Annotated in this window: 21 protein-coding genes; 8 read left to right on the top strand and 13 right to left on the bottom strand. The window is 72.7% G+C overall.

From position 1 onward, the window contains the following. The first annotated feature begins 7 nt into the window (after positions 1 to 7). The 4 genes from ACZ4Z3_RS39280 (at position 8) to ACZ4Z3_RS39265 (ending at position 3,915) form a co-directional block, all read left to right on the top strand. Positions 8 to 1,048, top strand: a complete 1,041-nt coding sequence (locus ACZ4Z3_RS39280) for an NAD-dependent epimerase/dehydratase family protein (RefSeq protein WP_468505542.1) — start codon at positions 8 to 10, stop codon at positions 1,046 to 1,048. Then, complete coding sequence (locus ACZ4Z3_RS39275) at positions 1,045 to 1,710, top strand: spherulation-specific family 4 protein (protein WP_468505541.1); 666 nt, start codon at positions 1,045 to 1,047, stop codon at positions 1,708 to 1,710. Before ACZ4Z3_RS39280 ends, ACZ4Z3_RS39275 begins: the two co-directional genes overlap by 4 nt. Then, complete coding sequence (locus ACZ4Z3_RS39270) at positions 1,707 to 2,534, top strand: endo alpha-1,4 polygalactosaminidase (protein WP_468505540.1); 828 nt, start codon at positions 1,707 to 1,709, stop codon at positions 2,532 to 2,534. Before ACZ4Z3_RS39275 ends, ACZ4Z3_RS39270 begins: the two co-directional genes overlap by 4 nt. A 151-nt stretch (positions 2,535 to 2,685) precedes the next feature. Continuing rightward, the gene (locus ACZ4Z3_RS39265; RefSeq protein ID WP_468505539.1) at positions 2,686 to 3,915 is read left to right on the top strand and encodes a PP2C family protein-serine/threonine phosphatase; all 1,230 of its coding nucleotides are present in this window, start codon (positions 2,686 to 2,688) and stop codon (positions 3,913 to 3,915) included. 15 nt (positions 3,916 to 3,930) lie between these two features. Here ACZ4Z3_RS39265 and ACZ4Z3_RS39260 read toward each other — a convergent pair whose 3' ends face one another. From ACZ4Z3_RS39260 to ACZ4Z3_RS39225, 8 genes are all read right to left on the bottom strand, one after another. After that, complete coding sequence (locus tag ACZ4Z3_RS39260) at positions 3,931 to 5,094, bottom strand: aromatic acid exporter family protein (protein WP_468505538.1); 1,164 nt, start codon at positions 5,092 to 5,094, stop codon at positions 3,931 to 3,933. A gap of 98 nt (positions 5,095 to 5,192) precedes the next feature. After that, complete coding sequence (locus ACZ4Z3_RS39255; protein ID WP_468505537.1) at positions 5,193 to 6,647, bottom strand: glyceraldehyde-3-phosphate dehydrogenase; 1,455 nt, start codon at positions 6,645 to 6,647, stop codon at positions 5,193 to 5,195. Between the two features lie 88 nt (positions 6,648 to 6,735). After that, complete coding sequence (locus ACZ4Z3_RS39250) at positions 6,736 to 8,934, bottom strand: endonuclease (RefSeq protein WP_468505536.1); 2,199 nt, start codon at positions 8,932 to 8,934, stop codon at positions 6,736 to 6,738. A gap of 41 nt (positions 8,935 to 8,975) precedes the next feature. After that, positions 8,976 to 10,124, bottom strand: a complete 1,149-nt coding sequence (locus ACZ4Z3_RS39245) for a hypothetical protein (RefSeq protein ID WP_468505535.1) — start codon at positions 10,122 to 10,124, stop codon at positions 8,976 to 8,978. Beyond that, entirely contained in the window at positions 10,121 to 11,734 is a 1,614-nt protein-coding gene (locus ACZ4Z3_RS39240) for a hypothetical protein (protein WP_468505534.1), read from the bottom strand. The genes ACZ4Z3_RS39245 and ACZ4Z3_RS39240 overlap by 4 nt, the downstream gene beginning before the upstream one ends. A gap of 29 nt (positions 11,735 to 11,763) precedes the next feature. Continuing rightward, positions 11,764 to 13,275, bottom strand: a complete 1,512-nt coding sequence (locus ACZ4Z3_RS39235) for a S8 family serine peptidase (RefSeq protein ID WP_468505533.1) — start codon at positions 13,273 to 13,275, stop codon at positions 11,764 to 11,766. 50 nt (positions 13,276 to 13,325) lie between these two features. After that, complete coding sequence (locus ACZ4Z3_RS39230; protein WP_468505532.1) at positions 13,326 to 13,640, bottom strand: hypothetical protein; 315 nt, start codon at positions 13,638 to 13,640, stop codon at positions 13,326 to 13,328. Between the two features lie 128 nt (positions 13,641 to 13,768). Further along, entirely contained in the window at positions 13,769 to 14,551 is a 783-nt protein-coding gene (locus ACZ4Z3_RS39225; RefSeq protein ID WP_468505531.1) for an SDR family NAD(P)-dependent oxidoreductase, read from the bottom strand. A gap of 88 nt (positions 14,552 to 14,639) precedes the next feature. On the opposite strand from ACZ4Z3_RS39225, the gene ACZ4Z3_RS39220 reads away from it, so the two are divergent. From ACZ4Z3_RS39220 to ACZ4Z3_RS39210, 3 genes are all read left to right on the top strand, one after another. Further along, a complete protein-coding gene (locus ACZ4Z3_RS39220) occupies positions 14,640 to 15,254 on the top strand; it encodes a TetR/AcrR family transcriptional regulator (RefSeq protein WP_468505530.1) in 615 nt (204 codons plus the stop codon). A gap of 147 nt (positions 15,255 to 15,401) precedes the next feature. Beyond that, positions 15,402 to 16,868: a purine-cytosine permease family protein gene (locus tag ACZ4Z3_RS39215; RefSeq protein ID WP_468505529.1), complete on the top strand. Its 1,467-nt coding sequence runs from the start codon at positions 15,402 to 15,404 to the stop codon at positions 16,866 to 16,868. Continuing rightward, a complete protein-coding gene (locus tag ACZ4Z3_RS39210; RefSeq protein WP_468505528.1) occupies positions 16,865 to 17,446 on the top strand; it encodes a cysteine hydrolase family protein in 582 nt (193 codons plus the stop codon). The genes ACZ4Z3_RS39215 and ACZ4Z3_RS39210 overlap by 4 nt, the downstream gene beginning before the upstream one ends. Here the strand turns inward: ACZ4Z3_RS39210 and ACZ4Z3_RS39205 are convergent. Further along, the gene (locus tag ACZ4Z3_RS39205; RefSeq protein ID WP_468505527.1) at positions 17,422 to 18,711 is read right to left on the bottom strand and encodes an alpha-L-fucosidase; all 1,290 of its coding nucleotides are present in this window, start codon (positions 18,709 to 18,711) and stop codon (positions 17,422 to 17,424) included. The two genes, ACZ4Z3_RS39210 and ACZ4Z3_RS39205, sit on opposite strands and share 25 nt — an antisense overlap. Positions 18,712 to 18,984: 273 nt before the next feature. On the opposite strand from ACZ4Z3_RS39205, the gene ACZ4Z3_RS39200 reads away from it, so the two are divergent. After that, on the top strand, positions 18,985 to 19,404 hold the full coding sequence (locus ACZ4Z3_RS39200; protein WP_468505526.1) for an SseB family protein: 420 nt from the start codon (positions 18,985 to 18,987) through the stop codon (positions 19,402 to 19,404). A gap of 85 nt (positions 19,405 to 19,489) precedes the next feature. Here the strand turns inward: ACZ4Z3_RS39200 and ACZ4Z3_RS39195 are convergent, their stop codons facing one another. The 4 genes from ACZ4Z3_RS39195 to ACZ4Z3_RS39180 all read right to left on the bottom strand — a co-directional run. Beyond that, the gene (locus ACZ4Z3_RS39195; RefSeq protein WP_468505525.1) at positions 19,490 to 19,888 is read right to left on the bottom strand and encodes a MarR family winged helix-turn-helix transcriptional regulator; all 399 of its coding nucleotides are present in this window, start codon (positions 19,886 to 19,888) and stop codon (positions 19,490 to 19,492) included. A 43-nt stretch (positions 19,889 to 19,931) separates the two neighbouring features. Beyond that, positions 19,932 to 22,181 (bottom strand): 1,4-alpha-glucan branching enzyme, encoded by a 2,250-nt coding sequence (gene glgB, locus ACZ4Z3_RS39190; protein WP_468505524.1) that lies wholly within the window; start codon positions 22,179 to 22,181, stop codon positions 19,932 to 19,934. A 4-nt stretch (positions 22,182 to 22,185) separates the two neighbouring features. Then, positions 22,186 to 23,568, bottom strand: coding sequence for a maltokinase N-terminal cap-like domain-containing protein (locus ACZ4Z3_RS39185; protein WP_468505523.1), 1,383 nt, complete (start codon positions 23,566 to 23,568; stop codon positions 22,186 to 22,188). Positions 23,569 to 23,597: 29 nt separating this feature from the next. Next, the coding region (locus ACZ4Z3_RS39180; RefSeq protein ID WP_468505522.1) for an alpha-glucosidase C-terminal domain-containing protein at positions 23,598 to 23,975 on the bottom strand (378 nt) is incomplete at its 5' end.

The following is a 23,975-nucleotide window of genomic DNA, read 5'->3' as shown; positions in this document are numbered from 1 at the left end:
GCACCGCATGCGCATTCTCGTCCTGGGTTCCACCGGCTATCTGGGCGGCCATGTCGCCGCACGGCTGCGCACCCTGCCCGGCGCGCGGGTCCTCGGCGGCGGGCGCTCGCCGGCCGCCGAGTTCCCCGTGGACCTCGCCACCGTCCGACCCGAACACCTGGCGAAGGCCCTGGCGTCCCTCGCGCCGGACACCGTGGTCAACTGCGCGGGCGCCACCGGAGGCGACGCCGTGACCCTCGCGGAGGTCAACGCCCGCGGCCCGGCGGTCCTGTGCGCCGCCCTGCGCGAGGCGGCGCCCGGCGCCCGCCTCGTGCACCTGGGCTCGGCCGCCGAGTACGGGCCCGGCGCGCCCGGCACCCGGGCGACCGAGTCGGCGCCGACCCGCCCGACCGCCCCGTACGGCGCCACCAAGCTGGCCGGCACGGTCGCGGTCGCCGGCGCCGGCCTGGACGCGGTGGTCCTGCGCGTCGGCAACCCCGTCGGGCCGGGGGCACCGGCGAGCGGACTGCCCGGCCGGATCACCCGCCTGCTGCGCACGACCGACCGGGACGGGGTGCTGCGGCTGGGGGACCTCTCCGCGTACCGCGACTTCGTCGACGTCCGCGACGTCGCCCGGGCCACCGTCCTCGCGGCCACGGCACCGGGCCCCCTGCCCCCGATCCTCAACATCGGCGGCGGCCAGGCAGTCCTGGTACGCGAGCTGGTACACCTCCTGGCCTCCAAGGCGGGCTTCCGGGGCCGCATCGAGGAGAGCGCGCCGGGGGCGGGGGGCCCGGCGGGCTCGGGCCCCTCGGCGGGCCTCGCCGCTCCGGCGTACTCACCCGGCCCGGATGGCCACGCCGGTCATGCCGGTCAGGTCGCGCGTGCCGGTCAGGTCGGGGCGGCGGGAGGGCGCGGCGTCGGGGCGGGGGCCGGGGGCGGGTCCGTTCGGTCGGCTGACGTGTCGTGGCAGTGTTCGGACATCTCCGCCGCCGAGGAGGCGCTCGGCTGGTGGCCGGAGTACTCCCTCGACGACGCCCTGACCGCGCTCTGGGAAGGCCCGCGGTGAGTCTGCTCGTGCCGCTCTACGTCCACCCGGCCGAGGACCCGGGCGCCTGGCACCGGCTGATCACGGCCGCGGCCCGCATCTACGCGGTCGTCCTCAACCCGGCGAACGGGCCGGGCGACGAGCCCGACCCCGCGTTCGGCGCGGCCGCCGCCGCGCTCCGAAGGGCCGGGGCCCGGCTCCTCGGCTACGTCGACACCGACTACGGCATGCGCGACCGCGCCGAGATCGCCGACGACGTACGCCGTCACCGGCAGTGGTACGCGGTCGACGGCTGCTTCCTCGACCAGGTGACGGCCACCCCGGACGGCCTGCCCGCCTGCCGTCGCCTGGTCCGCGCGCTGCGTCGGCTCGGCGCGGAGACGGTCGTCCTGAACCCTGGCGTGCACCCGGCCCCCGGCTACGCCCGCCTCGCCGACCTGACCGTCACCTTCGAGGGCCACTGGTCGACGTACGTGGCGTCGTTCAGCAGACCGGCGTGGACCGCCCGCCACCCGCCCGAACGGCTGTGCCACCTCGTCTACGGGGTGCCCGAGGCGCTCGTGCCGCTCGCCGTGCGCACCGCGCACGAGCGGGGCGCGGGCGTCTGCGGCCCCGTCACCGGCGAACCACCCAACCCGTGGGCCCGGCTGACGCCCGCGCTGACCGGGAGCGCCGAACGATGAGGCGGACGGCACTGGCGTACACGACCCTGCTGGCCACCCTGGTGGCGGCGGCGCTCGCGGGCTGTACCGGCACCCCGGACCGACCGGCCGAGGGGCGCGGCACGCCGACCTCCGGCCCGGCCGGGGAACGGTGGCGGCCCCGGCCGGGGCTGGCCTGGCAGTGGCAGCTGGACGGGAAGGTCGACCCGTCGGCGGACGTGCCGGTCTACGACATCGACGGCTTCGAGAACTCCGCGGCGGACGTGGCCCGGCTGCACCGCGACGGCCGCAAGGTCATCTGTTACGTCAACGTGGGCGCCTGGGAGGACTTCCGGCCCGACAAGGACGCCTTCCCCCGCTCGGTGCTCGGCGAGACCAACGGCTGGGCCGGCGAACGCTGGCTGGACATCCGACGCCTGGACGTCCTGCGGCCGCTGATGGAACGCCGCTTCGACATGTGCCGGGACAAGGGCTTCGACGCGGTCGAACCCGACCTGGTCGAGGGCTACGGCAACGACACCGGCTTCCCGCTCACCGCCCGCCACCAGCTCGCCTACAACCGCATGATCGCCGACATCGCCCACGAGCGCGGCCTGTCCGTGGGACTGAAGAACGACCTCCCGCAGATCCCCCAACTCCTCGCCCACTTCGACTTCGCGGTCAACGAGGAGTGCGCCCAGTACGACGAGTGCGCCGACCTCAGCCCGTTCATCGACGCGGGGAAGGCCGTGTTCCACGTCGAGTACACCGAACCGAGGAGCAGTTTCTGCTCGGAGTCCCGGCGCCTGCGGCTGTCCTCGATGGTGAAACGACCGGAGCTGGACGAATGGCGCAAGCCCTGCTGAGCGCCCGCGCCGCCCGCCGGTCGCTCCGCGCCCCCCTTTCGGCCACACTGCGTGACCAGCGGTTTTTCTCGGTGCCGGAGACGCGCCGTCCCGGCTGCGGGATCCTATGGTGGAGATCGCAGCACAAGCACAGACGCTGAGGCGGCGCACCATGGCGGAGACGGAGACGGACTACGCGGCTGTGTTCCAGGCGCTGCCCGGCATGGTGGCGCTGCTGACGCCCGACCTGGTCTACGCGGACGCGAACGACGAGTTCCTGCGGCAGTCCGGCCGCACCAGGGAACAGGTGGTCGGCCGGTACCTCTTCGACGTGTTCCCCGACAACCCCACCGACCCCGGCGCCAGCGGCATGCGGAACCTGGCCGCCTCCCTGGCCCGGGTGGTCGAGAGCGGCGAGCGGGACGCGATGGCGCTGCAACGCTACGACGTGGAGTCGGCGGAGAAGCCCGGCGAGTGGGAGGAGCGCTACTGGAGCCCGGTGAACGCACCCCTCGTCGGCCCCGACGGCACGGTGGTGCTGCTGATCCACAAGGTGGAGGAGGTCACGGAGCTGATCCGGGCCCGTTCCCGCCCGCTGGGCGACCGGGCCCAGGTCCTGGAGGCCGAGCTGTACACCCGAGCCCGTGAGCTGCAGGAGGTCAACGATCGCCTCCGCCGGGCGCATGCCCGGGAACGCGAGGTCGCCCTCGCCCTGCAGCGGGCGATGCTGCCCGCGCCCAGCCCCGTCCGCCACCATCGCGCGGCGGTGCGCTACCGGCCGGCCACCGGCGCGCTGAACGTGTGCGGCGACTGGTACGACCTCGTCGACATGCCCGGCGAGGACCGGATCGGTGTCGCCGTGGGCGATGTCGTCGGGCACGGGCTCGCCGCCGCCTGCGCCATGGGCCAGCTGCGCAGCGCGCTCAGCGCAGCGTCCCTCGTCGCGGACGGTCCCGCCGAGGCGCTGGACGCCCTCGGCCTGTACGCCGACTCCGTCGAGGGCGCCGAGAACACCACCGTCGTCCAGACCTGCATCGACTGGAGCGACCACACCATCATGTACAGCAGCGCGGGCCATCTGCCGCCCGCGCTGCTGTGCGCGGACGGCTCGGTCACCTTCCTCGACCAGGCGACCGACCCGCCGCTCGGCGCGCGTCCCGACCGCGTCGCCCGCCCGCAGGCCACCGTCGACTTCACCGAGGGCGACACCCTCGTCCTGTACACGGACGGGCTGATCGAGCGCCGCGTCGAGGACATCGACACCGGTCTGGCCCGCCTCGCCGACGCCCTCACCCGTCATCGCCGTGCCGACGCGGAGGACCTCGCCGACGCCCTCCTGCTCGATCTGCTGCCCCTGAGCGGCGCCACCGACGACACCGCCCTCGTGATCATCGACCTGTGACCGGCCGGTGCCGGATCACCCCTGGGCGAGCTGATCGGCCAGCCGGCGGGCCTGCGCCAGCAGGGTGCCGTGGGTGCTGAGGGCGTCGGGGTCGTCGCGGACGGCGTCGGGCAGTCGGCGGTGCAGGTCGTCGAGAGTGCGGGACAGCTCCTCGACGGTCTCCCGCAGCGCGCGGTCGGCGTCACTGTCGGCGCCGGCCGCGGAGAACCGGGTCCGGCTGTACAGGCCGACGGCGCGGGCGGTGTGCCGCAGGAAGTCCGCGTACGGGCCGGTGATCTCCGGCACGGGCCGGGCCGGCCGGGAGCCGTGGGCGGAGGTCTCCAGCACGGTGCGGGTCACGCCCGCCGTGTGCACGGCGACATGGTCGAGCACGGTGAGGGCGTCGTCGTAGGCCCGGCCGGGCGGCGCGAGGGCCCGGGTGCGGCGGCCGCGCGGGTTGACCCACATGCTCTCCCGGCTCCAGCCGATCGCCGACCGGGCCTGGTCGACGAGGCGGGACAGGCGCAGGGCGCGTTCGTGCCACTCCCCGGCGGCGTGCGGATCCGGATCGCCCGCGCCGTCGGTGAGCCCGTCGGCCACCGCCTCCAGGATGGCCTGCGCCTCCCGGGCGGCCTCGGAGAGGGCGGCGCGGGTGTCGCGGAGATACAGCGGGGGACGGATCAGGGCGTTGACGGCGATCCCGACCAGTGCCCCGAACACCGCTTCCGCAAGGCGGGCCCCGGCGGCGGCCACGGTGACCTGGCCGCCGGTGAGCACGAACAGGGCGCCGGTCGCGGCGTAGATGCCCTGGGCGCCCAGCCGCTGCCACTGCGCCAGCAGGAGCACCACCGGCAGGACCAGGACCATCGCCACCAGGGTGTGGTTCAGCAGCAGGGCACCGGCCGTCGCCGCGACCGTGCCGACCGCGAACGCGGCCAGCTGCTGCAGACCGTGGGCGACCGACCGGTACACCGTCGACTCCACCAGCACGATCGCGAACCAGGGCGCCACGAACGCCATCGGCGCCGTCAGCCACCAGCCGGCCACGGCCCACGCCACGCACGCGGCCAGCGCGGCCTTCCCGGCCTGCGCCGTCAGGTCCCGCTCCCGGCCCGGCCCCGACCAGGCGCGCCGCACCGCCTGTACGACGGCCCCGCCGTGCCGCCGCACCACTTCCGTTCCTCGCCTCGTCCGATCCATGGCACTGCTAGTGCCACGGACCTCGGCCGTCACACCACGGGGCCGGGTGGACGCGTCGTCCACCCGGCCCCATGACCGTGAGAGCCCTGCCCGGACGGTCAGACCGCCGGGGCCGGGTACGTGGGGTACTCCACGCCGGAGACGTGCTGGACGACCCGGATGACCTGGCAGGAGTAGCCGAACTCGTTGTCGTACCAGAGGTAGAGGATCGCGTTGTCGCCGTCGACCTTGGTGGCGCCCGCGTCGACGATCGAGGCGTGGCGGGAGCCGATGAAGTCGCTGGAGACCGAGTCGGGCGCGTTGGTGAAGTCGATCTGGCGCTTGAGCGGCGAGGTCAGCGAGACGCCCCGGAGGTACTCGAGGACCTCCTCGCGGTCGGTCTCCCGGCCGAGGCGCAGGCTGAGGATCGCGATCGACACGTCCGGGACGGGCACGCGGATCGAGCTGCCGGTGATCGGCGCCTTCAGATCGGGCAGCGCCTTGGCGACGGCCGACGCGGCGCCCGTCTCGGTGATGACCATGTTGAGCGGCGCGGAGCGGCCGCGGCGGTCCGACTTGTGGTAGTTGTCCAGCAGGTTCTGGTCGTTGGTGAACGAGTGGACGGTCTCCACGTGACCGCGCAGCACACCGAACTCGTCGTCCATCGCCTTCAGCGGCGGCACGATCGCGTTGGTGGTGCAGGACGCGCAGGACAGGATCTGCTCGTCCGGCTTGATCGTGTCGTGGTTGACGCCGTGCACGATGTTCGGGACGTCGCCCTTGCCGGGCGCGGTCAGGACGACCTTGTCGATGCCGGGACGCAGGTGCTGCGACAGGCCCTCGCGGTCGCGCCACTTGCCGGTGTTGTCGATGAGGATGGCGTTCTTGATGCCGTACTCGGTGTAGTCCACCTCGGACGGGTCGTTCGCGTAGATCACCTTGATGGTGTTGCCGTTGGCGACGATCGTGCTGTTCGCCTCGTCGACGGTGATCGTGCCCTGGAACTGGCCGTGGATGGAGTCGCGGCGCAGCAGCGAGGCGCGCTTGACGATGTCTTCTGCGGCCCGCCCCCCGCCGCCGCGCACCACGATGGCGCGCAGCCGCAGCCCGTTGCCGGACCCGGCCTTCTCGATTAGCAGCCGGGCGACGAGGCGGCCGATGCGGCCGAAGCCGTAGAGAACGACGTCGCGGCCCTCCGCGCCCTCGATCTTGTTGGCGCCGGTGGCACCGGCGACGGCCTCGGCGGTGAACTCGTCGATCGACAGGCCCCGGTCGTCGGCCTGGTACGCCTCGGCGAGCAGGCCGATGTCGATCTGGGAAGGCCCGAGGTCGAGGGTGGTGAGGGCCTGGAGGAACGGCAGCGTGTCGGTGACCGCGAGCTCCACACCGGCGATCTGCCGGGCGAAGCGGTGCGTCTTCAGGATGCTGACCACCGACTTGTTCACCAAGGAGCGGCTGTGCAGCAGGACCGTGACGTCCCGCTCGCGATGCAGCTTCCCGATGATCGGGATCATCGACTCCGCGATCTCCTCGCGGTGCTTCCAAAGGGTGAACGAGTCCTCGTTGACAGTCACAGATTTATCTTTCGAGCTAGGCGGCGCTCATATGCTAAACCGCCGCCCGTCGGATCCCGTCACCGGGGTGGTCACAAGCCCTGACACATCAGGGCCAGACCCCCGAAAAGTCGATCTGCTCGGCCCACTCCGGGTGGTCTATCAGCGGATTCCGGTTGCCCTGGAGCTCCCCTATGGCGGCGTTGCGGTGCAGTTCGTACTCGGTCACCGGCTCGCTCGCGTGCCACGACAGCAGCAGGGGCAGCCGGTCCTCCGGGAACTCGCGCGCGGTGTCGCCGACCTGCTTCGGGTAGCGCAGCAGGAAGTACAGGGTGGCGCGGGCGACCGTGCCCTTGCCCTCCTGCGGCTCGAACCCGTTGGACTCGCGCAGCCCGCAGGCGTCCCGGACCGCCTCGTCGAAGTGGGGGAAGTCGAAGTACGGGAAGTTGCCGCGGAAGCTGTTGCAGCCGACCTCGCAGGCGAACAGATGGTGGAGGTCGCCCCGCATCGGCTCCTTCTTCAGGAACCACGACTGCGGCACCACGTGTTCGCAGTTGAACGGCATCGACGCCTCCAGCGCGTCGAACTCCGCCTCGAACTCGGCCGGTCCCGCCGTCCCCTCGTGCAGGAACAGCTCCTGGATGCGGGCCGTCCGGGCCGCCTCGACGGCCGCGTCCGCGCGGATGAACTCCTCGGCGGAGAAGTCGTTCCCGGAGTAGATGCTGCGCAGCCGGCCGTCCCGGTGCAGATCCACCCACGGGTAGACGAGCCGCATCGGCTTGTACCGGGGCCGCGGGTTGTGGGTCCGGGTCAGCAGCTCGGTGAGCGCGCGCCGCAGCGCGTCCCCGTCGTCGGTGGCGACGCCCGCGTAATAGGCCTCGCGTGCGGCGGCGTCTGCGGGCCGGTCGTAGTACGGCCGCTCCAGGGCGAGCCGGTGGTTGACGAGGGCCGCGTCGACGTCGCGCTCCGCGGCGGACGCCGTACCGGGCCGCCCGGCCGGGGGCGGCGCCGGGGTCACGGGGCCGGGCGGCGGGGCGGTCATGCTCGCGACGGGGAACACCGACGGGTCGAGACCGACGCTGATCCGCAGCGGAATCGTCAGATGGGCGGTGCCGTCGGCGACGAACGCCCGCGAACCGCCGGGTCCGGGCCGGGCCGCGGCACCGTTGCCCGACGGAGCGGGCGCGGCCGGCGGCGGGGCGCTCTCCACCGGCGCCGGGGCGGGACCGGCCGCGGCGGTCCGGGGGACGAACACCTCGTCTCGGAGCCGGGCGGCCGCCCCGGTCAGGGTGATCTCGCGCAGGGCGCGCAGCACCCGGCTGATCCGCACCCCCTCGTTGGCCTTCCACGCCAGCCGGTCGTCGCCCATGTCCGGCGTCCACGGCACCCCGTCGACGCTCAGCGGACGTCCCTCGGCGTCGGTCTTCGGAACGGCCGAGTGGTGCAGCGCGACGACCTCCCACTGGTCGTTGAAGACCGGCGAACCCGAGGAACCCTCACGGGTGTCGCTCTCGTAGTGCGTGAACCGGTCGAGGATGTCCACGATCTGGTTCTCGCGCAGCGCCAACTGCTTGGGCTCGCCCCGCGGGTGCTGGATGATGTTGACGAACTCCCCGACGACGACCGTGCCCTGCGCCTCGCTCAGCGTCAGCCGGCCGAAGGACGCCAGGGCCTCGCCCCGCTCCCCACGCTCGGCCACCGCGACCAGACTGAAGTCCAGCTCCCGGTCGGTGACGAAGAACCGGTGCGGTTCCAGCTGGAACACCGCGGGTGTCAGCGGCCTGCCGTCGGTCCCGGCCTGGAGCGAGAACGCGACCACACTGCGGCGGGCCTCCTCCTGGCTGCGCAGCACATGGTTGTTGGTGAGCAGCAGGGACGGCGACACCATGAAGCCGGTGCCGTGACCGCCGCCGGGCCCGTTGATGGTGACCCGCCCGACCGAGCGGGAGACGAGCGCGCCCTCCTCCAGGAACGCCACCGGGGTGAGGTTGTTGCGTCCGATCAGCCGCTCCAGCCCCAGCACATCGCTGCCGAAGCTCTCCGGCGGCAGCCGCAGGGTGCTCCCGGCCGCCGCGACCGGGTCCGACGGCTCCCGCTCGATCGCCGTCGCCAGCGACCAGTCCGCGCCGAGCCGCGCCAGCCGCTTCTCGACCCGCTCCGGTTCGTCGGCGTGCAGTACGCCGCGGGTGCGCAGCACTTCCCGGTTCCGCTCCCGCCGCTCGGTGCGGTCCGCGTAGCGCGCGGCGGCGCTCGTCAGCTGGGACAGGTAGCCGGGTTCCGTGGGGGAGAAGAGTTCCGCCGTCGTCATGATCCGCCTCCCGGGTCTGGCGGTGGGATGGGTCGGGTGTGCTACGCCACGAGCCGTGTGCTGCGCGACGCCTGGTCGGGACGGGTGCCGAGGTGGCCCTGCGCGGAGAGCGCGCCGGGGGAGAGGGCGCCCGGTGGCAGGCCGTTTTCCGCGGCCACCTCCACGCAGGCGGTCTGCGGCCGGGCCGTGCTCAGTCCGACACGGCAGGCGGTGGCCGTGAGCTTCACGGTGACGAAGTCGGTGATCTGGGCGCCGAACTCGATGGGCCGACCGCCGATGGTGATGTCGCCCACGGTGAAGCCCCGGTCGCCGGGGACCTCGTAGACGGCCCGCACGGGGACGTCGGTGTCGCCGCGCTCGAACCTCCAGAAGCTCTTGGGGTCGGAGCCGTCGGGGGTTTTCCAGCCGTCGGTGGCCAGGTCGTCGAAGTAGATGCCGACGGGGTCGGTGAGCGTGATGTCCGCCTTCTGCCGGGCCACCGAGTTGACCACCTCACCGATGTGCGGATCGCTGTTGCGGTCCGGTACGCCGTACTTGGCGCAGGCGATGAGTTCCTGCGCGCCGGTGAGTTCCCGCCCGCCGACGACCCGCCGTATCGTCGCGGCGGCCGCCAACTCGATCTCGGCGCCGAGGGTGTTGGACGGCTGGATGAGGTGCATCGCGCCCTGGGTCGTGGAGTCGTTCCACTTGTTGCGCCGCACGTACCGGCCGTCCGGGCCGAAGAGATCGCTCCTGCGTACGGACGGGTCGATGTGCGCCCGGTAGAGGTCGAGCACCTTGTCCGGGTCGGTCCGCGCGAGCACGTCCCAGTACTCGGGGCCCTCACAGGTGAAGGCGACGCGGATGATCCTCCCCGAGTCGTCGCGGGTCACGCTCCACTCGCAGTACTCGTCCTGCACGTCACGGCTGGCGTCGGCGCGCTGCCAGCGCTGACGGTCGGAGATCGCGGACCTCAGCCGGTTCGGGAACGCCGTCCAGGTGACGGCCGCCCGGACCGCGTCCTCGGCGGTGTCCGTCCTGGTGAGGTTGTAGAACTGTGGCCGGGGGCTGTTGTGGAGCACCTCGGCGGGGTCCGGGCCGGCGATCGCCTGGTCGACGCTGTCGCTGATGAAGACGTGCCAGGCCTGTCTGCCCACGTCGTCGAGGTCGGCGAGTCGGCCGGGAGGCCCGTACGTGGTGATGCTGGTCATGGAGAACCTCCGCTGGTCGAGACACCGACGGTGCCGTCCTCGTGCATGCGCAGCCGAGGCGCGTCGGCGGGGATGCCGGTCGTCGGCAGGGTGAGCGCGAACTCGTTGAGCCGCATCTCCTTGAACGTGCGGCGACGCGACTCCGCGAGCCGCACACAGTCGTCGAAGCCCGACGCCGTGCGGATCCGGGCCGCGACCTTCTCCAGATACGCGTCCACCCGCCGGGCGAACACCTCGCGCCACTCCGCCGCCGGGACCGCCCAGTTGCGCGCGAACTCCGCCTCCGGACTGTCGACGGGCAGAGTCCGGGCGGCGGCGACCACGGCCGCGGCGATGTCGTCGCACCACGTCGCCACCGGCACCGGTGTGTTCGGCACGTATCGCATCAGGTGGGCGCGGACCGGGCTGAAGACCGGCTCGGTGAAGTCGACCATCAGCGCGCACGCCGCGAACCTGGCCGGCACGAGGCCCCGCTCCACCGCCTGTCGCACCACGTCGTTGTCCTCGTACGCGGCCTCGGGCACCATGAAGGCGAAGAACGTGTCGCCGGGCCGCGCGAACCCGCTGACCCGCTCCTCCATCCGGAAACCGAACGCGGCGACGCTGTCCACGTACAGGGACGCGGGCGCGGACGGCGCGCTCCGTACGCCCACCGGCAGACCGAGGTCGTTCAGCAGGGCGTCGGCGTTCAGCCAGAACCCCAGCGGCAGGACCAGGTCCTGGCCCGAGGAGGCGACGGTCGCGCTCTGCGTGGACGTACTGGCCAGGTTGACCGTGGTGCTGGTGAACAACTGCCGCAGCAGCCGGTCGGGGTGGGCCACCAGGCCGTCGGCGACGACCGCCGACAGGCGCGCGGCGGTCCACCGCGAGACGAGGCCCTTCACCGTCAGTTCCAGGCGCTCGGCGCCGATGACCTGGCGATACAGGGGGTTGGCGCGCAGCGGGTCGTCGGGCGCGAGCTGGATCGTCGCCGACATGGACTGCCAGTTGCTCCAGGGCTGCTTCAGCTCCTTCATCACGACGCTGCCGTTGACATGGCTGTCGAAGCAGCCCTTGCCCCGGGACTCCGGGGCCAGCGCCGACCAGGAGTCACCGGTCCACACCCAGGCGGGCGAGATCCGCATGTAGTAGTTGAAGACCCCGGCCTGGGGGTCCCAGGCGGCGACCTGGAGGAAGAGCGAGCCGGGATCGCTGCTGACCAGCAGGTCGGCGTCCTTGCCGGGGACCGCGCGGCTGATCGCGAAACGGAAGTCGCGGCGCAGCCCCGGCGCCTCGTGCGGCGGGATCTGACCGGCCTCACCGATCAGGTACACGGACTGCGCCGGGAGTTCCCCCGCCTCTGTGAGCCCGTCGAGCACCTCCTCCAGCGTCATCGGCCAGCGGTCCCGCCGGAAGAACACCCTCGCCATCGGGTCCCTCAGCCCGTCGAACTGCTCGGCGGACATGGGCACCGGGCCCCGGTCCACCCCGCTCACCCCGCGGTGCAGCGTCCCCGGCCGCAGCCCGCCGCCCTCGTCGGCCGCCGTGACCGCCGCCGCCCCGGCCGCTGTCCCCGCCTGCGGCCAGGCGGTCGCCCGACGGCGCTCGGGGGTGCGTTCCCACAGCGACATGGCTCCTCCGCGCTTCGCGTTGCGGGCCGTCAGGGAAACCGGTCGAGCGCGAAGGACAGGGCCGCGTCGACGTTCACCAGACCCGCGCCGGTGGCCTCGTCGGGCCCGATCCGCGCCGGACGGTTGAATCGCGGATGGTTCGAGCCGATGGTGACGTCGACCGCCGTCTCGGCGAGCGCCTCCACGACCTGGGCCGGGGTCAGCTCCGGGCGGGCCCCGAGCAGTACCGCCGCCGCCCCCGCGACCTGCGGCGCCGCCGCCGACGTACCGGAGAACAGCGCCCACCCGTCGTTCGGCCCCGTGTCGTCGCCGCGTTCGGGCCGCCGCCCGTCCCCCTGGACGCGGCTCTCCGACACGTCGAGCGCGCAGCCGGGCGGCACCGGCAGCATCAGGTACTGCGCCCGGGGCCGCATCCCCACCAGGCCGGACACCACGGGCACCACGACGCCCTCGAACCAGGGGCTGGTGTACCCGCTCGCGTAGTCGGAGGCCCGCAGCTCCAGTTCCGGTCCCACGAACACCCCACCGACCGAGAGCACACCCGGTACCTGCGGTTCCATCGCGAACTGCCCGTTCATCGCGGAGAACACCACCGTCACGTCCTGCTCGATCCCGTCGCGGATCTCCAGGGCGAACACATTGTCCGTCTCCGTGGGCGGGCCCACGGGAGGGAAGGTCCGAGACCCGCCCCATGAGTTGGTGAGCACCTGCGCAGTGCCCGCGGCCCTCGCGGCCACGCAGTCGGCCTTCGCGCGGATGAACGCCGTGAACGCTCCCGTCAGGTTCCCGGAGTTGTCGCTCGCCCGGTAGGGCCGCAGCTCCGCCCCGGGCGCCACGGCGAAGACGTTCGCCGATTCCCCGGTGCCGTGCCCGACGGGATCCTGCGCGGGGTTGGTGCCGGGCAGGACCGCGACCGTCGGGGCGATCCGGTAGCCGTGCGCCGCGAAGTAGGTGTGCGGGAACTGCCCGGTGTCCACCATCGCGACCTGGACCCCCAGACCCACCTGGCCCCGGGCATGGGCCCGGGTGGCGCCCAGCAGCATGGCGACGTCGCCCGGCAGGCGGAGGTGGAACCGGTCGACGTTGGGCGGCTGCGCCGACGGCACCAGACGCGCCGGTGTGCGAGGCGACTCCAGCGCCACGGCCTCGATCGCGTCGGTGCCCGGCACATCGCCCACCCCGTGCGACGCGGGCTGCCGCTCGCCCACGATGTCCAGCTGGGTCACGTACCGGATGTGGTCCATCTCGACCTGGTGCAGGTCCTCGTACGTCTCGACCCGGCCGCCCGTCAGTTCCTCGTACGCGGCGGGCGGCCCGCTCACGGCGAAGCCGAGCCGGCTCTCGGCGGTGATGGTGAGCCCGGCCGCGAGGAGGTACGCCTCGGCCCGCTCCTGGCTCTCCGGGTCCGTCCGGAACGGCTCGGCCGCGTCCCACCGCGTGGCCCGCGTCATCGGCACCCCGCCCCTCGACCGGGCGGACACATAGCCGTACACGTTCTCCGGCGCGGGCTGCCCGTACTGGGGGGTCATCGGGAGCGTCATCGTGTCCTCCAGGGGGCGCCGTGGGGGTGGGCGGCCGGGACGGTCGTCGCTCAGTCCGGGAAGGGGGCGTCCGTGTCGGTGCCGAGGGCGGGCGGCGGCAGTACGGTGACGGACCGCGCCGTGTCCCCGAGCGCCGCCGGGACCGGGAGCGACCGGGACTGCGCCCGGGGACCCGGAGGTTCGCCGAAGGCCGCGGTGAACCGGTCGGCGGGACCCGTGAGGAGGGCGCCCGCGGCCATGGGGGTCACCTCGAGCCCGTGGACGGCGGCCCAGGCGGCCAGTTCGCCGACCGATGCTCCGGCACGCAGTCGCACGAGGGCCTCGACGAACTCCGTACCGGGGCCGTCGCCTTGCTCAGCTGCCACGGTGTCCCCGGTCTCTCCTTGAGTCGGCTGTCCCCCTTTCGATGCTGACAGCTGCGGTGAATATGTGCAAAAGGGGTTTTTCGCCAGCCGAGGTGAGGGCCACACCGGCCCGGCGGCCGGGGCGGGCCTCAGCGTTCGCCCGGCGGCCCCAGCAGCAGCCCGCCGTTGACCTCCAGGGTCTGCCCGGTGATCCAGCGCGCGTCGTCCGAGGCGAAGAACACCACCGCGTCGGCGACATCGGCCGGCTCGCCGTGGCGGCCGAGCGCCGTCATCGCGGCGACGGACCGCTGGGCGTCCGCGCTGTCGCGCAGCCAGTTCATGTTCATGTCCGTGTCGGTGATGCCCGGCGAGACCGTGTTCACCGTGATGCCCCTGGAGCCCTGGGAGTTGGCGAGCGACCGGGTGAAGACGTTGAGCGCGCCCTTGGACATGGCGTACACGATCTCCGGTGTGGCGAACCAGGTGACGCCGGAGGAGACATTGACGATCCGGCCCCCGTCGCGCATGAGCGGCAGCGCCCGCTGGGTGATGAACAGAGGCGCCCGCACATTGACCGCGAAGAGCCGCTCGTACGACTCCGGGGTGGCCTTGTCGATGGTGGCGCCGTAGTCGATGAAGGCCGCGTTGTTCACGAGGATGTCCAGCGGTCGGTCGCCCCACCCCGCCCGTAATCCCGCGAAGAGCGTGTCCACGTCCCCGTCCGCGCCCAGCAGCGCGCGGACCGCGAACGCCTGGCCGCCCGCCTCCTCGATCGTCGCCACGGTCGCGCGCGCCGCCGCCTCGTCGCTGCCGTAGTGCACCGCGACCAGCGCCCCTTCGGCGGCCAGGCGCTCCGCGATCGAGCGGCCGATGCCGCGCGAGGCGCCCGTCACCACCGCGGTCCTGCCCGCGAGTCCCCTGGATCCCGTCATGTCCCCACCCTCTCCGCCGAGTTCACGGCGCGACACTCGATGTTAGGGAACGTTCCCTATCAACTGTTGGCACCGTAGACTGCCCTGCGTGGCGAAAGCAAGGACGGCCCCGAGACGCACTGCGGCGCAGACACGCGAACACCTGCTGGACGTGGCGCACGTACTCTTCTACTGGAACGGCATCCGAGCCGTCGGCGTGGACAGGATCGCCGCCGAGGCGGGGGTGGCCCCGACCACGCTCTACCGGTTGTTCGCCTCCAAGGACGATCTGATCGCCGCGTACGTCGAGCGCGCGGCCGACGGCTACCGGGAGTGGTTCACGGCGGCCACCAGGGCCGACGGCCGCGCGGCGAGGGAGCGCGTCCTGGCCCTGTTCGACGCACTCCGCGCCCAGACCGCGCCCGAACGCTGCCGGGGCTGCCCCTTCCTGATGGCACTGTCCGAACTACCCGACACGGCTTCCACCGGCCACCGCCTGGCGGTCGAGCTGAAGGCGTGGGTACGGGCCCGCATGGGAGACCTTACCGAGGAGTTGGCCCGCACCGCACCCGTCCCCGTCCCCGACCCGGCCCTGCTCGCCGACCAGCTCACCCTGATCCTGGAGGGCGCCTACGCCTCCGTGCAGGCCCTCGGCGCCGACGGCCCCGCCCGCGCGGCCCGGACCTTCGCCGAAGCGGTGCTGCCGGACGGCGCCGGCCGCTGACCCGCCCGCGCACGGCCGGCATCCGAGAGGGGCGCGCCGGTACCCGAGGGGGCTCGCCGTCCCGTGCGGGTGCCTCCTTGACGCGTCCGACCGGCCCACCTACGGTCCCCTGGACGTGATCAGCGCGATCAGACAGGCAGGTCGACGATGACGGACGCCCCGCCCTCCGACGGCACCCCCGCGGCCCGCCCGCTCCAGGTGGAGACCCACGGCCTCGACGTGATCGGCGACGCCGACCGCAAGGGCACCCCCCGCACCCTCTTCTGGCCCTGGTTCGGCGCCAACGTCTCCGTCCTCGGCAAGAGTTACGGCGCGTTCGCCCTCGGCTTCGGCATCTCCTTCGGGCAGGCCCTGACCGCCGGGATCCTCGGCATCGTCTTCTCGTTCCTGCTGTGCGGCTTCGTCGCGGTCGCCGGGAAACGCGGCTCGGCGCCCACCATGGTGCTCAGCCGCGCCGCCTACGGGGTGCGCGGGAACCGGCTGCCCGCGGCCGTGTCCTGGCTGCTCACCGTCGGCTGGGAGACCGTCCTGTGCGCCCTCGCCACCATGGCCACCGCGACCGTCTTCCGCAGGTTCGGCACCGGCGGGGGCGACGAGACCAAGGTGGTGGCGCTCGTCCTCGTCGCCGCGCTCGTCGTGGTCGTCGGCGTCATGGGCTTCGACCTCATCATGCGCCTCCAGACCGTGATCACCGTCGTCACCGGGATACTGACGATCGTGTACGTCGTGCTGGTGGCCGACCACATCCACTGGTCCACCGTCAGCGCCCTACCCGCGGGCTCCGCCCAGGAGTTCATCGGCGCCCTCGTCTTCATGATGACCGGCTTCGGCCTCGGCTGGGTCAACGCGGCGGCCGACTACTCCCGTTACCTGCCCCGCACCGCCTCCGGCCGGGGCGTCGTCGGCTGGACCACCTTCGGCGCCTCCCTGGCCCCGCTGCTCCTGCTGGTCTTCGGACTGCTCCTCGCCGGCTCCTCCGCCGAACTCGGCGAGGCGATCGCCCTCGACCCCATCGGGGCGCTCACCACGCTCCTGCCCACCTGGTTCCTGATCCCGTTCGCCGCCGTCGCCGTGCTCGGTCTCGTCGGCGGCGCGGTCCTCGACATCTACTCCTCCGGCCTCGCCCTGCTCGCCGCGGGCCTGCGCGTGCCCCGCCCGCTGGCCGCGCTGGTCGACGGCGTCCTGATGATCGCGGGCGCCGTCTACATCGTCTTCTTCGCCGACGACTTCCTGGGCCCGTTCATCGGCTTCCTCACCACGCTCGGCGTGCCCATCGCCGCCTGGTGCGGGGTGATGCTGGCCGACTTGCTGCTGCGGCGCCGCGACTACGCCGAGGAGGACCTGTTCCGCCCGGACGGCCGCTACGGCGACATCCCACCGGGCCCCCTCCTGCTCACCCTCGCCGCCACGGCCCTCGGCTGGGGCCTGGTCACCAACACGGCGGCGGGCTGGCTGGACTGGCAGGGCTATCTGCTCGGCCCGCTCGGCCTCGGCGGCAGGACCGGCGACTGGGCCTTCGCCAACCTGGGCGTCCTCATCGCCCTGGCGGTCGGCTTCCTCGGCACCCTGCTGCTGTCCCGGAGCCGGGTGCGGGCGCAGGAGGGACGCGCATGACCAGCGGCTCCTGCGGTCTGCTCGCCGTCATCGACATGCAGCGGGTCTTCGCCGAGCCGGACAGCCCGTGGGCCGCACCCCGCTTCGACGAGGCCGCGGCCGGGGTGCGGCGCCTGCTGCCGGCGTTCGGCGACCGCGTCGTGTTCACCCGCTTCATCGCGCCGGAGCACCCCGAGGGCGCCTGGCGGGCGTACTACGACCGGTGGACGTTCGCCCTGCGGCCGGCCGACGCCCCGCTCTGGCACCTGGTCGACGACTTCTCCGAGGGCCTCCCCGGCGACGCGCGGCACCTCCTGGACGCGCCCACCTTCGGCAAATGGGGCCCGGACCTCGCCGCCCGCCTCGGCGGGGACGGGCCCCTGGTCCTGGCCGGGGTCAGCACCGACTGCTGTGTGCTGTCCACCGCCCTCGCCGCCGCCGACGCCGGGGTCGAGGTGCTGGTGGTCGCCGACGCCTGCGCGGGCGCCGACGACGACTCCCACGCCAAGGCCCTGCACGTACTGGGCCTGTACCGGCCCCTGGTGCGCGTGGTGACCGTCGAGGAGGTCCTCGCTCAGTCGCGCCCCGCGCCCCGGTAGAGGTCCAGTTCCCCGTCGAGTTCGACGGCGAGCACGGTCGCGTACGGGTCGAGGTCGGCCTCGCCGGGGGCGTCGATCCAGGTCACGCCGGGTACGGCGTCGAGGCCGCCGATCACCCGGTGGTCCAGTTCGGTGCCCGTGCCGAGAACGGTGACCCGGGTGACCGGGTTGCGCAGTCCCCGTACCGCCACGGACTCGCGCGGCACGTCGAAGCACATCAGATACAGGGTGCGCCGGTCCGCGGAGAGCGTGCTGGGGCCGTAGTGGTGGCCGGCGGGCAGCCCGGCGACCGTGCCGTACACGGCGTCGGAGTGGCGGCCGATCCACGTGCCGAGCCCCTCCAGCCGCTCGACCTGCTCGTCGGTGATCGTCCCGTCCTCGCGGGGCCCGACGCCGAGCAGCAGATTGCCGCCCATCCCGATCGTCTCGGTGAAGTAGCGCACCAGTTGGCGCACCGACTTCTGGTTGTCGTCGTGGTGCTGGAAGCCCCATGAGTCGTTGACGGTGAGGCACAACTCCCATGGACCGTCGGGTGCTTCGAGCGGCACGCCCTGCTCCGGGGTGGCGTAGTCGCCGTGGCTCAGCATGCGGGCGTTGAGGACGGTGTCCGGGTTCTCCGAGAGGATCAGCCGGGCCAACTCCGCGATCCGCCACTGCTGTTCGGTGCGTTCCCACTCGCCGTCGAACCAGAGCAGGTCGGGGCGGAAACGCTCGACCAGCTCACCCACCTGGGCGTCGCGGTAGGCGAGGAAGCGGTCCCAGGCCACGGGGTCCTCCTCGCCGGGCGCGGCATGGGAGTACGGGTTGGCGTCGTTGCCACCGGGGTGGCTCTCCGGCCACCGCTCGATGTCGGGGTGGCGGACGCTCGCGTAGTCCGGGTGGTTCCAGTCGGAGTGCGAGTAGTACAGGCCGACCTTCAGGCCGCGCTCGCGCAGCGCGTCGACGTACCCGGCGACCAGGTCCCGGCCCGCCGGGCTCCGCCGGACCACGCTCAGGTCGCCCTGCGCGGTGTCCCACAGGGCGACACCGTCGTGGTGCCGGGCGGTGAGCACCGCGTACCGTGCCCCGGCGCGGGCGAACAGGTCGGCCCAGGCCCGCGGGTCGTAACGGGAGGCGGTGAAGCCGTCGAGCTGTTTCATGTACTGCTCGTGCGTCACCTCGCCCCAGTAGAAGGACCAGGACTCGGGCACCCCGTCCACGGCGTAGATGCCGTAGTGGAGGAAGATGCCCAGCTTGGCGGCGGGAAACCAGGGTTGCATGGTCATGCGCCCACGCTAGGCGCAGCGCCTCGGCGGACGCGTGGGCGCCGGTCACCACTGCTGGTCGATTCTCACCCGCCGCCCGGCCCCAGCGGGGTCGGTGCCGACGGACCGTGTCCGAAGTGAGCCCCTCACCTGCGCCCCGTCCGCCGCACCGGGCATCGGCGGGGCGTCGGCGGGGTTGCAGGAATGGCTGTCCGTGGATCGGGTACGCGAGGGGCGTCGCGCCCGGTACGGATCTTGTCCGGGCGGCCCGTCCCCACTATCAGGGATCTTCCAATGGACATACCCGCCAACAACCATCCCGCGCCCCAGGACGCCACACCGGCCCAGCAGGCGCTGACCGCCCTCGCCCTCGACAACGGCGACACGGCCGCGCTGGACACCCTGGCCGGGAGCGACGTCCTGGTCCCCGTGCCGGACGACGCCGACGACGCGGCCCTGAACGATCCCACGGCCGTGGCGCTGCCCGTCCTGGAGCAGCCCGGAGGCGAACAGGTCGTGCCGGTGTTCACCTCGGAGCCGGCGATGGCCGAGCTGTTGCCGTTCGTCTCCCGCTACCGTCTGGTGCCGCTCGGGGCCCTCGCCTCCCAGTGGCCCGACAGTGATCTGTCCCTGACCATCGACGCCGGCTCACCGTACGGCCTGACCCTCGACGCCCACGACGTCGGCACACTGCTCGGGGGGCACGAGTTCTGACCCCCGTCCGCCAGGGAGGGGGGCCTTCGGGGCGTACAGGCCTCGCCCCCTTCCCGGGGGAGCCCGGGGCCGCCGCGGGCCGGGATCAGTCGCTCCGCAGCGTCCTCGCGAGGACGTCCCGCTGCAGGGGCAGCACCTCGGAGTGCAGCGAGCGGCCCTTGTCGGTCAGCGCGACCCGCACCCCTCGCCGGTCCTCGGCGCAGACCGCGCGCGTGACCAGGCCGTCCTTCTCCAGCCGTGCGATCAGCCGGGACAGGGCGCTCTGACTGAGGTGGACCTTCCCCGCGATGTTCTGCACCCGGCAGTGGTCGTCCGCGTCCGCGGCGGCGAGCCCGGACGCGAGGACGTCCAAAACCTCGAAGTCGCTGGCCCCGAGGCCGTGGGGATGCAGCGCGCGGTCGATCTCGCACATCGTGCGGGCATGCACCGCGAGGATGGCCCGCCACCGTTCCTCGAGCCGGGCATCGGCCGTGTTCGCTGCCATATGTGCACGGTAACAGAGGGTGTGGGGAGTCCGTCCGCGCAGTTCACACCGGGATCTGCACCGGCTTGAGCCAGATCGTCGCCAGCGGCGGCAGGGTCAGCCGGAGCGTGGCCGGGCGGCCGTCGTAGGGGGCGGGCTCGACCTTCACCGGGTCGGGGTTGACGACGTCACCGCCTCCGTAGGCCGCGGCGTCGGTGTTGAGGACCTCCTGCCAGGCGGCGATGTCGCCGGGCGCCCCCAGGCAGTAGTCGTGGCGGACCACGGGGCTGAGGTTGGAGACGGACAGCAGCGGGGTGCCGTCCGCGGCGAGCCGCAGGAACGCGAAGACGTTGTCCTCGGCGGCGTCGCCCTTCACCCACTGGAAGCCCGCCGGATCACTGTCGCGCTGCCACAGCGCCGGTGTGCCCCGGTAGAGCGTGTTCAGATCACGGACCAGGTCCCGCACACCCCGGTGATCGGGCTCCGCGCCGTACGCCGGGTCGAGGAGCCACCAGTCGGGGCCGTGCGGCTCGGACCATTCACCGCCCTGGGCGAACTCCTGCCCCATGAAGAGGAGCTGTTTGCCGGGGTGCGCCCACATGAAGCCGAGATAGGCGCGGTGGTTCGCCCGCCGCTGCCACCAGTCGCCCGGCATCTTCGACACCAGCGCCTGCTTGCCGTGCACGACCTCGTCGTGCGAGATCGGCAGCACGTAGTTCTCGCTGTACGCGTACATCATCGAGAACGTCATCTCGTTGTGGTGGTACTTGCGGTGCACCGGCTCCTTCGCCATGTAGCCGAGCGAGTCGTGCATCCAGCCCATGTTCCACTTCAGCCCGAAGCCCAGCCCGCCGCCGTCCGTCGGCCGGGTCACGCCGTCCCACGCCGTGGACTCCTCCGCGATGGTCACCACGCCCGGCGCCCGCCGGTACACGGTCGCGTTCATCTCCTGCAGGAAGGCCACCGCGTCCAGGTCCTCACGCCCGCCGAACACGTTCGGCGACCACTGGCCGGAGTCACGTGAGTAGTCGAGGTAGAGCATCGACGCGACCGCGTCCACCCGCAGCCCGTCGACGTGGAACTCCTCGCACCAGTACACGGCGTTCGCGACGAGGAAGTTGCGGACCTCCGTACGCCCGTAGTCGAACTCGTACGTCCCCCAGTCCGGATGCTCGGCCCGCCGCCAGTCCCCGGGCTCGTACAGCGGCTCCCCGTCGAAGCGGGCCAGCGCCCAGTCGTCCTTGGGGAAGTGCGCCGGGACCCAGTCCATGATCACGCCGATCCCCGCCTGGTGCAGGGAGTCGATCAGATGCTTCAGGTCGTCCGGGCCGCCGAGCCGGGCCGTGGGCGCGTAGAACCCGGTGACCTGGTAGCCCCAGGACCCGCTGAACGGGTGCTGGGAGACCGGCATGAACTCCACATGCGTGAAACCCAGGTCCCGCACGTACGCCGGAAGCTCCTCGGCGAGCTGCCGGTACGTCAACCCGGGCTTCCAGGACGGCAGATGGACCTCGTACACGGAGAACGGCGCCTCGTGCACCGGGGTGTCCCCGCGCCGCGCCATCCACTCCGCGTCGCCCCACTCGTGGTGCGAGACCGTCACCACGGACGCCGTCGCGGGCGGCACCTCCGCCTGCCGCGCCATGGGGTCGGCCTTGAGGAGACGGTGCCCGTGCCGTGAGGTGATCTCGAACTTGTACCGGGCGCCCTCACCGACGCCCGGCAGGAACAGCTCCCACACCCCGGACGACCCCAGCGACCGCATCGGGAACGCCGTACCGTCCCAGCAGCCGAAGTCCCCGGCGACCCGCACCCCTTGCGCGTTGGGCGCCCACACCGTGAAACGGGTGCCGGCCACACCCTGGTGGACCATCGGCTCGGCACCCAGCGCCTTCCACAACTGCTCGTGGCGGCCCTCACGGATCAGATGCAGATCCAGGTCGCCGAGCGCCGGAAGGAACCGGTACGGGTCGTGGATCTCCAGGTCGGCGTCCTCGTACGACACCAGCAGCGTGTAGTCGGGGATCGTGTCGAGCGGCATCACCCCCGCGAAGAGACCGTCGCCCTCCGACGAGAGGTACGTGCGCACCCCGTCGATCACGACCCGCACCGCGTGCGCGTACGGCCGCAGCGCCCGGACGGCGATCCCGCCGGGCACCGGGTGCGCGCCCAGCAGGGAGTGCGGGTCGTGGTGGGCGCCCGCCAGCAGCCGCCCTCGGTCCTCGGCGGACAGGGGAGGGGCACCCGCGAAGGTGCCCGGCGGGTGCGGCGGCGGACCGGCCGACTCGGGGGGAGTGATGTCGCGCAGGGCCACTGCTTCAGCCTCCTCTTACGGCGAGACGCTCGATCGCCGCCATCGGTACGGGGAGCCAGTCGGGTCGGTGCCGTGCCTCGTACAGAACCTCGTACACGGCCCGGTCGGTCTCATACGCGCGCAGCAGACCGTGCTTCTTGCGCGGGTCCCAGCCGGCGCGGGCGGCATAGCCCGCGCAGTACGCCTCGCGACACCGGCGCGCCCACTCGGGGCGCCACGGTCGTCGCTGCCGGGCGGCGTAGTCGAAGGAGCGCAGCATCCCCGCGATGTCCCGCACCGGGGACTGGGCGCCGCACCGCTCGGCGAGCGGACGGGACGGCTCGCCCTCGAAGTCGATGACGAACCACTCCCGGCCGGCCCGCAGCACCTGCCCCAGATGCAGATCGCCGTGGACGCGCTGCGCGGGCGGCCCGGCATCGCAGGTGAGCAGCGCGCGGAACGCGGTCCGCAGCCCCGGCACGTACGGCCGCAGCGCCGACACACTGCGCGCCGCCGCGTCGAGCCGCTCGGTCATCGCGGCCGCCGTCCGCGCGTTCTCGTCGTGCTCCCCGGCGGGGAAGGCCGACGCCAGCGCGAGGTGCACCTCCGCCGTGGCCCGCCCCAGCTCACGGGCCTGCGCCGTGAAGTCGTCGCCGGCGGCGAGCGCGCCCAGCGCCAGCGTCCAGCCGTCGGAGGCGTCGGGCAGGAACGGCTGGAGCACACCGAGGGTCGCCGCGAACGGACGGGTCGTCCGGAACCACGCCACCGGCGCCGGCACCCGGCCGCAGCCCTGGCCCGCCAGGGCGCCCGGCACCTCCAGATCGGGATTGACGCCGGGCTGGATGCGCCGGAACACCTTCAGGATGAACGCGTCGCCGTACACCAGCGACGAGTTGGACTGCTCGGCGTCCAGCAGACGCGGCGCCAGTCCGGCCGGTACGTGCGCCGACGGGTCCGCCTCGAAGCGCAGCGGGCCCGCCGCGCCCGGGTTCCGCAGCCGCTCCAGCAGCAGGTGCGCCGACCGGGGGTCGTACAGCGCGTCGTAGACCGTGTGCCCCGCGAGCGGACCCTCCTGCACCTGACCGATGAGGGCCCGGCCCAGGCGCGGCGCCGGATGGTCCCGTACGCCGAGCAGCAGCTGGTAGCAGTCGCCGGCCGGGGGAGTGCCGCCGGGAGCCGGGACCCCGCCGTGACTGCTGTGACCGGGATGATCGGTGTGCACCAGGAGATGCAGACATCCCGGATACAGCTCCGTCATGGACAGCAGCGCGAGGTCCGTGACCGGCCGGTCCTTGCCTGCGAACCAGCGCTGCCGGGGCAGCCAGTCGCGCAGCAGTCCCGCGAGCGAGGTCATCAGGTCGGCGGCGCCCCTGTCGCTGCTCGGCCGGAGCAATGCGGTCTTCGGCATGGTGACGCGTCCTTTCACCGGCCCGCGCTTCAACGCCCTAGGGCAGCGCGGGAGAGGACTCGGGAGAGCCGGAACCAGTAGAAGCCGTGGCCCGCGAGGGTGAGGAGATAGGGGAGTTCACCGATGGCGGGGAAACGGACCTGGCCGATGAGTTCGACGGGGTGGCGTCCGTCGTAGGCGCTCAGATCGAGTTCGGTGGGCTGCGCGAACCGGGAGAAGTTGTTCACGCACAGCACCAGGTCGTCCTTGTACTCGCGCAGATAGGCGAGGACCGCCGGGTTGGACGAGTGGAGTTCCGTGTACGACCCCAGTCCGAAGGCGGGGTTCTGCTTGCGGATCTCGATCATGCGGCGGGTCCAGTGCAGCAGCGACGAGGGTGAGGACATCGACGCCTCGACGTTGGTGAC

The sequence above is a fragment of the Streptomyces sp. NPDC030296 genome (assembly GCF_055572815.1).
Note: the sequence above shows the minus strand (reverse complement) of the source record. Positions and strands in the feature narration are given on the sequence as shown.